At 49.9% G+C, this 9246-nt stretch carries 7 protein-coding genes; 5 read left to right on the top strand and 2 right to left on the bottom strand.

The features are described from left to right. Positions 1–133 precede the first annotated feature (133 nt). A complete protein-coding gene (locus tag QZP87_RS07975) occupies positions 134–409 on the top strand; it encodes a YciI family protein (protein ID WP_291322391.1) in 276 nt (91 codons plus the stop codon). 258 nt (positions 410–667) lie between these two features. Further along, a complete protein-coding gene (locus QZP87_RS07970) occupies positions 668–1594 on the top strand; it encodes a tetratricopeptide repeat protein (protein WP_291322390.1) in 927 nt (308 codons plus the stop codon). Positions 1595–1643: 49 nt separating this feature from the next. On the opposite strand, the gene QZP87_RS07965 is transcribed toward QZP87_RS07970, so the two are convergent. Both QZP87_RS07965 and QZP87_RS07960 read right to left on the bottom strand, forming a co-directional pair. Beyond that, entirely contained in the window at positions 1644–2687 is a 1044-nt protein-coding gene (locus QZP87_RS07965) for a hypothetical protein (protein ID WP_291322389.1), read from the bottom strand. Between the two features lie 18 nt (positions 2688–2705). Then, positions 2706–5381, bottom strand: coding sequence for a DEAD/DEAH box helicase (locus tag QZP87_RS07960; RefSeq protein ID WP_291322388.1), 2676 nt, complete (start codon positions 5379–5381; stop codon positions 2706–2708). 559 nt (positions 5382–5940) lie between these two features. Between QZP87_RS07960 and QZP87_RS07955 the strand changes: the two genes are divergently transcribed. The 3 genes from QZP87_RS07955 to QZP87_RS07945 all read left to right on the top strand — a co-directional run bounded on the left by QZP87_RS07955 (position 5941) and on the right by QZP87_RS07945 (position 8630). Further along, positions 5941–6366, top strand: a complete 426-nt coding sequence (locus QZP87_RS07955) for a universal stress protein (protein WP_291322387.1) — start codon at positions 5941–5943, stop codon at positions 6364–6366. A gap of 185 nt (positions 6367–6551) precedes the next feature. Then, a complete protein-coding gene (locus tag QZP87_RS07950) occupies positions 6552–8354 on the top strand; it encodes a putative sulfate exporter family transporter (protein WP_291322386.1) in 1803 nt (600 codons plus the stop codon). A gap of 12 nt (positions 8355–8366) precedes the next feature. Further along, entirely contained in the window at positions 8367–8630 is a 264-nt protein-coding gene (locus QZP87_RS07945) for a hypothetical protein (protein ID WP_291322385.1), read from the top strand. Positions 8631–9246 lie beyond the last annotated feature (616 nt).

The following is a 9246-nucleotide window of genomic DNA, read 5'->3' as shown; positions in this document are numbered from 1 at the left end:
GGGACTGTCCCCCTGGCCGGTATCTGCCCCCTGAATGGTTACCCTTCAAAGATTCTATATGATATGCTCAACATTGTTGCAAGTATAAAGATTATTGAAAATGTACGCCAATGTACACTAAAAGGAGGTACCCATGGTAGTATTCATAGGTAAAGACAAGCCCGGCGGCCTGGAAATCCGACAGGCCCAGCGCGAAAAGCACGTGGCCATGCTCAAAGACCTGCAGGCCCGGGGACTGATTCACTTTGCTGGACCGCTTCTGGATGACCGGGGAGAGATGAATGGAAGTCTTATTATATTCGACACTGAAGACGTGGAAAAGGTCAAGTCCATTATGGACCAGGATCCTTACGTACAGGCCGGGCTGTTTGCTTCCCGCGAAGCCGCACGGGTCAAAAAAGTCATGTAGCTGATTGCAATATTGCTCGTCAGAATTAATATGTACAGACCGTCGTATCTGTTTAGCGCATTGCATGTGGCATGGGGACTGGCTCTTCCGGGACCCGCTTGTCCCAAAAAATAAGAAATTTTTAGCACAAAATGATGCTCAAGTGGGTCCCGGAGTGCCTGTCCCCTGCTTTCCTTAAAAGCGCTAAACAGATACCAGACCGTCCCGTTTCTGGACACTGGCAGTCAATCTTTAACAGCTATCAGGGGTTTACATCATATGAAGAAAAAATGTGTATTATGTATGCAGGTAAAAGGCAAGCGTATATGCAAGGCTAAAGAAAGTATCATCATATGTCCTCTATGCTGTGCAGAGATCAGAGATGATGAATGCAAAGGATGCACCTACTATATCCAGGCAGAGCAATATGCCAAAAAACAAGTCAAAACAAAAAAGACAAAACATTTTATTGCAGAATTTAATCCAGAGGTAGAGGATGAGGTTGCCAAAGCTCTGGAATTAATAGAAAATGGGAATCTGGATCAAGGAGAAAACATAATTCTAAATCTTTTTTCTGAAAGACCTGACTTGTATGTAGTGCAATATGGTATGGGTTTATTACATGCTGTTAAAGGAGACTATGTAGGATCCATAAAACATTTTGATAGATGTCTGGATATATTTCCATATTTTGTTTATGCTTGGTTTAATAAAGCTGTGACGCATGAAAAGCTTTTAGACCTGAAGAATACTATCATATCCTACAAAAAGGTTGAAGAATATGCTGGTTCTGACGATGAAATTAAAAACAAGGCCCGGGAGTTTTTAGATAATATAGAGCAGCATATTTTTGAGTCAGACGGGATAGATCTTGAAACATTTTTGCAGGCCTGTGAAAGATTTGATCAGGCATTTGCAGACATGAAGAATAATAATGCAAAAAAGGCATTGCAGGGGTTTCGAGATACATTGAAGTTGACCAGGAATAATGCCCAGTGCTACGGAAATATCGGGTTGTGCTATGGAATGCTGGGAAAAAAGCAGGAAGCTCTTAATGCTCTGGATAAGGCTCTGGAAATTGATCCGGATTATCAACCAGCAGAACAGAATAAACAGTTGATAATGATGCTTCAAGAGGGAGATAAGATTGATGTAAGAAATATTACCTCTGTAGAGTATTACAAGAATAAAATGTTAAACAGTTAACGTAACAGTTTAGGCAAAGATCTACGTTGCAATACAGTCGATTTTTTGTTCAATCCAGCGCATCCCGGAGATCTTTCAGGGCCTGCAGGGATATTGCATGAAGCCTGCATTTGCCCCGCATTTTTTCCCAGCGATAGACGCTTGCCGGGGAGACCTTGAGTCTGGCGGCGAAATCTGCAACCGAGAGACCACAATCATGACGCAGTTTGCGAATATTGGTTCCAGTAGGAGAAAAAGGTCTGGAGGCTTTACCACCTGTCCCTGAAGATTTTTTGCGGGGTTGAGCACTGTTTGTGTCAGTTGCAGTACTGTTCTTGAGGGAACCCTTTTTGGGGGAGCCCTGCTTTGATGCGGCAGGTCTCTTACTATCCTGAGGTGTCGAAGCAGCCTGATCCATATCAATGCCGAAAATATCTCCCAGACTGTCTTCACTCAAGACATCGGTCCGGTCTGAATCCTCAATATCCGGCATATAGACCCCTTCTGAAATAAGCTCTGCAGCGTCCACACCCCTGAGACGGAAGAGAAACTCCGGCTGTACATCCAGACGACTGCCCACTCCGTAAAGGACTGCTGCCACATGTTTGCACATGACGGCACAGTCAGGACAGTTGCATTTTAATTTTATCTCCTGGGGCAGAGGAAAAAGTCCTTTCCTGGTGTGTGTAACAATGGCCATGACCTGGTTGGACAGCTTGCCCTGCAAAAGCTCCAGCATAGAGCCAATCTGCCCGGCACATTCTCTTTTGATGGATTTCCACTTATCGGCATCCAGTTTTTTGATGTTGATGTTGACCTGGTATAGTTCAGAACCACTGACAATGGCCTCAATACTGCCTGAACCAATACAGAGATGGCATACCGAACCGTTTCTGACGTATGTGCGGCCCCGTGGAAGACGGTTGGAAAAATCGGAAAAGGATTCCAGATGTGAGCACCAGCCCTTGCCCCAGAAACTGCGGGCAATGCTTCTGCCCTCAATCTGAACCGGCTCAATTACTTTACCCTTTTTGCGCAGCTTCTGCATCTCCCTCTCTGCCCTGGCCCTTCTCTGGGCCACAGACACATACGGGGCAAAACCATAACGCGACATTGCATGTTCTCCTTCATTTCAACCGACAGCCCTGGATAGATCCAGCCTGACCAGTTCCAACAGTTCATCATCCGCCATTTCAGTGACCCTGATTTCACCTGCTTCCGAGAGCATCTCCCGGGCCAGCTCTTTCTTTTCATTGATCAGCCTGTCAATCTTTTCCTCAATGGTTCCAGAGACCACAAACTTGTGCACCAGCACATTTTTCTTCTGGCCGATGCGAAAGCTTCTGTCAGTAGCCTGGTTTTCCACAGCAGGGTTCCACCAGCGATCAAAATGAATCACATGCGAGGCTGCAGTCAGGTTCAGACCGGTACCCCCTGCTTTGAGTGAAAGAATTAAAAAAGGCGGCCCATCATCTTTTTGAAAATTTGCAACAATGGCTTTGCGTTTTCTGACGTTTACACCGCCATGCAGTTGAAGTCCCGGCTTGCCGAAAACCTTTGCCAGATGCTCTTCCAGGGCTGGTATTATTTCCCGGAACTGGGTGAATACCAGGACTTTTTCCTGCCGCTGGGCCAGTTCGGTGCATATCTCGGATATCCTGTCGAACTTGCCGCTTTTATTGGGGGCATAATCGCCATCACCCAGAAACTGGCCAGGATGGTTGCAGATCTGTTTCAGCCGCATAATTGTCTGAAGCACCACTCCGCGCCTGGCCATTTCGTCTGACTGTTTTCTGTCTGCCAGGGCCTTCTCCATGTTTCTGACTGATTGAGAATAGTACTTGACCTGCTCACGGGTCAAGTGACAGAACCTGACGGTTTCAGTCTTTTCCGGCAGATCCGAAATAATGGATTTATCTGTTTTCAGTCGCCGCAGGATATAGGGTGAAACCAGTCTGCGCAGAGGTCTGAACGATCTCTGGGAACTGCTTTCCACATTATTGATAAAGCGCTGAAACTCTTTGACATTGCCCAGCAGTCCCGGATTTAAAAAGTCAAACAGGGACCAGAGATCTCCGAGCCTGTTTTCTATGGGCGTGCCGGTGAGGGCTATGCGTCCCCGGGCGGGAAGCTTTTTTACGGCTCTGGTCTGTCTGGTACTGTGGTTTTTGACGGCTTGAGCCTCATCCAGTATGACCAGACGCCATTTCTGGTTTATAAGCCATGGGCTTTTAGAGACCATGGCATAAGTGGTAACCACCAGGTCATAACCTTCAAGACCCTGTCCGGGGTCTTTCTCTACAGACTGCATATCCTTTCTGGACATTTCCGAGGTATGGTAAAACATCAGCCTGAGTTTAGGTGCAAATCGCGCGGCCTCATTACGCCAGTTGCCCAGCAGGGAGGCAGGCACAATAAGAAGGGAAGGGTCTTTTTCCCCCAGTGCTGACTGGTGGCTGAGAAGAGTCAGCACCTGCAGGGTCTTGCCCAGGCCCATGTCGTCGGCCAGACAGGCTCCCAGTCCCAGTCCCGTGACAAAATGCATCCAGGCGGCACCCTCAAGCTGGTAGGAGCGCAGGGTGGCCAGGATGTCTGCGGTCTGAACCTCAAAATTTATGGAATCCGGGGAACGTAGTCTGTGCAGCATTTCATGCATGTCCCTGCCGGCCCTGACCATGGACCAGTCATGCTCCTGGTCCATATCGTCCGGTTCAAGCTGTCTGCTGGTACCTGCCAGAAGGCGCATGCCCTCGATAAAAGTCACTTGGCCGTCCCGGGATGTTTTCTGTACCTCTTTCCACTGCTCAAGTGCCTGCTGCAGGCGCTCTTTATCCACCTCCACCCACTGACCCTTGAAAAGCACCAGGCCGCTTTCTTCCTGCAAAAGACTCTGAACTTCATGACTGGAAAGATTCTCATCCCCAAGGGCCACATCCACCCTGAAGTCCAGCATGGTATCCACTCCGAAGCCCTCTCCCCTGCTCTCTCCAATGACTGCGCTCACCCTGGGCCTGGGCCTTTTCTTCCACCAGTCCGGCAGACGCACCATCAGGCCGGATTCTTCCAGTTGTTCTGCACTGCTCAGCATCTGGTAGGCCTGATTGGCGGACCAGGCCATGGGCCGGTAAATATCCCCACTGTCCACCATCTTCCGGACCCAGTCGCAGCGCCTGCCAGCCTCGTCAACAGGGCCAAGCAGCCTGATAAGGGCCAGCTTGTTCTTTGCTCCTGCATAAATCTCCAGGGCTTTGCCGAGAGGCAGGTGCTTGACCTGACCACTGGAGCCCATCCCGGTGGTGAAGCTGGCCATGAATGCAAACGGCCGACTGGAATCGTTTTTGTTTTCAGCGAGATGAAAAGTGACCCGGCCGACTTTTTTCCAACTGGGGGCATATTTTCCTAGAAATTCATCCAGGCCTCCTTCTGACTGCACGGTCTGAGCCACCCATGCATTTAGAGACCGCCACACAGAAATCAGGGTATCCCGGCCCAGGTATTCCCCACCCGGCATAGGGGGGGCAGCTTCCACCCATGCATCAATCCTGTCAGATACAGGATGCTCTACCTCAACCCTGCTTTCTGTGGGCGGGATATGACAAAGACCTGTGAGATAATGAGCAGCGATCTCACCCCAGTAACGGGCGGTAGAAGACAGGGAAGCCAGTTCACTTCTGGAGCCAAGCATAAACAGCCCCTGACGCCAGTCATTGCCGAAAGCCTGGCTCAACATACCCGTATCCCGGGAAGAGCTTGGTTCCTCGATATCAAGAACCAGCCTGTTTTGAGGTGAAAGCCGGATTGTAACCATGAAAAAAATCTGCCCGGTTGCAGAACTTGAGAGTTAAAATCACCCCGTTCCCCGGTGTTTGTGCCCAGCCGGAGTTCAGCGTTCCCGGGGAAGAGAGCAAGCATACTAATATCCTTGAACCTGGTGACTCGGACAAAAAGCATGTCAAGTTGTCTCGTACAAAAGCACTGATTAAAACAGAAGTTTATCTCTGATGCTGATATACGTTGGCACCTGCCTCGTATACTTTGCGCCTGCACTCAGTCCTGTTTTGCTCAGCGGCCGGCCCATAACACTCCATTTTATCTTAACATACTGAAACAAATCGTTATTTTAAAAAATTAACCTTGTCTTCAAAACTGGCCCCTATATTGCAAAAGCCACTTGCCAAACATAGATTTTTTGCACAAGCAATGCAACATTATTTTTTATTGATCTTCAAATAGCTGGAACAGGCTGATCCACCAGGACACCTTGAACTGTGATTTAACTTCAACAGGCAAATTTAGGAAGAGAGAGGTGCAGCCTTTTGCGCCTGCAAATTTTTAAACCAAAAAAACAGCTTAGGAGGATTTTTATTATGAAACTATTGGTACCCCATGATGGATCGGAATTCGCAAACAAGACCCTGGGCAAGGCCATTGAGATGGCCGAAAAACACGGTGGGGCCACCATTTCATCGGTAGTGGTCGTCCCTGACCTGTGCATCTCCTTTGTGGGCCGGGATGAATGCAATCTCCTGGAAAACACCCTGCAAAAGGAGGGTGAGAGCATCAAGAAGGCAGTGGAAAGCATGCTGGCTGAAAAAGGCGTCAAGGGTGAAGTAATGATCAAGGCTGGTGCTCCTGAACACGTAATCCTTGAGACCGCAGACCAGCAGAATGTGGACTACATTATTATGGGCGCTTCCGGGAAACACGGTGCTGTATCCAGGGGAGCCCTGGGCGGAGTGACCTGCAAGGTCATCAACCTGGGCAAGCACAACGTTATTGTTATCAAAAAATAACCCTATAACACTACAGCGACACTTTATTTGAACTCGAAGGGGACTGGCTCTTTTGCCGCAGGGAGTCCGGCCATTTTACGGTTTGAGTTCGGCAAAAGTGCCTGTCCCCTGTGGCCGTGGCAAAAATTAACACAAAGTGTTGCTGTAGTGATAAAAATTTAAACACTAAATAAGGAGTTCAAACTATGGCTGACAAAGACAAAAAAGAAGCCCAAGAGGCGATTAAGGAAGAAATGGCTGCGACCGCCACCTCCGGCAAGGGCAGGGACTGGGCGCAACTGTACAAAAAAGAAGACTGGTGGGCCAACTGGCTCGGCCTGGCCCTGCTTCTGTTCGCCCTGGTGGCCTTCTGGGTAGCCACCCCTGCGGACGCTCCAGAGCAGCTGGCTGAGCACGAGGCAGTGGTTGAGTACGAGGAAGAAAGGGCCCCCTTTGCCACTATAGAGCAGATCAAGGCCCAGGATGAACTGGATGCTGTCCAGGCCAGGGACTACGGACTGGGACCTGCAATGGGCTGGCTTATCCAGCGTCCCAAAGGCTGGGATGACAATCCCATTGAAGCCTTTTACATGAGCGAGTCCAGAGCAGCTGAAATGCGGGAGGAGGCAAAGCCAGCATATGAAGAAGCCCAGCAGGCAACTGAAGAGGCCCTGGCTGAGGCTGAAGAGGCCCAGGCCGCAGCTGCAGAGGCCGATTTCGAGGATGAAGCCTTAAACGAAGAGGCCGTCAACGCCATCGATGCCTGGCTGGATGCCCGGGACGCAGAGTCCAGCGCCAGAAGCGATGCCAATGTTTCCGGCTACAATGTTATCCCCTCCATGATCCTGCTCATGATCCTGACAGGGCTCATGTTCTCCATCGGTATCAGCTTCATGGGCGGCAATGTGGGCACATTTCTGGTGGGATATCCCATAGTGTTCATTATATCCATAATCGGATTCTTCATCGGCAACCACGCCATAGCCAGCGAATACGGCCTGAGCTACGTGCTGTGGTGTATCATTATAGGTCTTCTAATCAGTAATACCCTCAGCACTCCCGGCTGGGTCAAACCAGCGGTCCAGACCGAATACTACATCAAGACCGGCCTGGTTCTCCTGGGCGGCAGTATTCTCTTCGGTCTGATCCTCATGATCGGTGCACCCGGCATCGTGGTGGCCTGGGGTGTTACTCCCACCGTTCTCATCATCGGCTACTGGGTAGGCAACAAGTACATCAAGCTGCCCTCCAAACCCCTGAATATATGCGTGGCTGCAGCAGCCAGCGTATGCGGCGTATCCGCTGCCATTGCCGCAGCAGCAGCCTCCAAGGCCAAGGGTGAAGAACTGACCATCGCTGTGGGTCTGTCCCTGGTCTTCACCGCCCTGTTCATGTTCCTCATTCCGGCCTTTGTTGTGGCCGTAGGCATGAACCCCATCCTGGGCGGCGCATGGGTCGGCGGTACTGTTGACTCCACCGGCGCGGTTGTGGCCGCGGGCGAACTCCTTGGCCCCGGAGCCATGTACACCGCAGCCACTCTGAAGATGATTCAGAATGTCATGATCGGTATCCTGGCCTTTGGTATCGCTGCCTACTGGGCGGTCAAGGTGGAGCGCGAAGGCAGCAACGTTGAACTGTCTGTAGGCGCAGCCCTGCGCGAAATCTGGGTCCGCTTTCCCAAATTCGTTATCGGCTTTGTGGTGGCTTCCGTATTCTTCACCATCGTGTATGAATCCCTGGGACACCAGATGGGCGAGACCATTGTCAGCGACGGCGTACTGGGCGGATGGGCCAACCCGCTTAGGGCCTGGTTCTTTGCCATGGCCTTTACCAGCATCGGACTGGCCACCAACTTCCGCGAACTGGCCAAGTACTTTGCCGGTGGAAAGATCCTGTATCACTATGTCTTCACCCAGGGCTTCAACCTCATCCTGACTCTGTTCCTGGCCTGGCTGATGTTCATGGTTGTCTTTCCCGGCATCACTGAACATCTGATGGAAATCAGATAAACAGGATAAGTCATGAAAAAAAAAGTAACCCTTAACGCCCCGGCCGATGCCAAAGCCCCGGCCGGGGCAAAAAGAAGATGGGCCAGGATCATTGTGACCTCATCCCTGCTTCTGCTGTTGGGTCTAGGCATCATACACCTGCACAGCCTGCCCCTGGTCCAGGAGGTCAAGCAGGCCTTCCGGGAAAGTGGCATAGATGTCAGCGCCTTTACTTACAGCGACGTGGAAGAGTACAGGGATGTCAAGTCCGGGCTTCGAGCCGATCCAGTAAGATAAAGCCCCTCCCCACTTCATGAGTACGGATGCAGGGTCCCCAAAAGTACCTGCACCGTACTCACAAAAATTTCCCTCTACTAACTTTGGTGTATGTGCATGGTGTTTCCCAAAAATCCTGCACCCTTGCCCCCGAAAGCCTTTCTTATACTCACTTCAATATCATTTTATACCCCTGTATCAATAAAATTATCATATTCAATCCCTCTGGTGCCAACCAAAGTTTGCAACTGTCACCCAAAAGAGGCAGCAAAACCCGACTTTTTTATCTCCGCCCCCCTCTTCATCTGATGTTTTTAATATCTAACCTATTATAATAACACGAAGATAGATAATAATAGCATTTTTTAGGTTGTGTTGGCTTATTTTTTGCTATATTTTACATACCCCTCCTTCGACCTTTTGTAACAGTTTAGCCATTTGCATGTGGCATGGGGACTGGCTCTCCCCGCACTTATTTTAATGCCTGTAAATAACACTACAGCGAAACTTATGATTGACCTCCGGGGACTGGCTCTTTTGCCGCCGGGATTTTTGAACAGTTGACAGTTTTCTATCGGCAAAAGTGCCTGTCCCCAACTGAGATACCATACTGTATTTTATAAGTTTCGCTGTAGTG

Origin of the sequence: Desulfonatronospira sp. (assembly GCA_003563255.1) — a bacterium.
In the GTDB taxonomy this organism is placed as follows: Bacteria; Desulfobacterota; Desulfovibrionia; order Desulfovibrionales; family Desulfonatronovibrionaceae; genus Desulfonatronospira.
The sequence above is the reverse complement of the archived record's forward strand: the minus strand, read 5'-3'. Positions and strand labels throughout refer to the sequence as shown.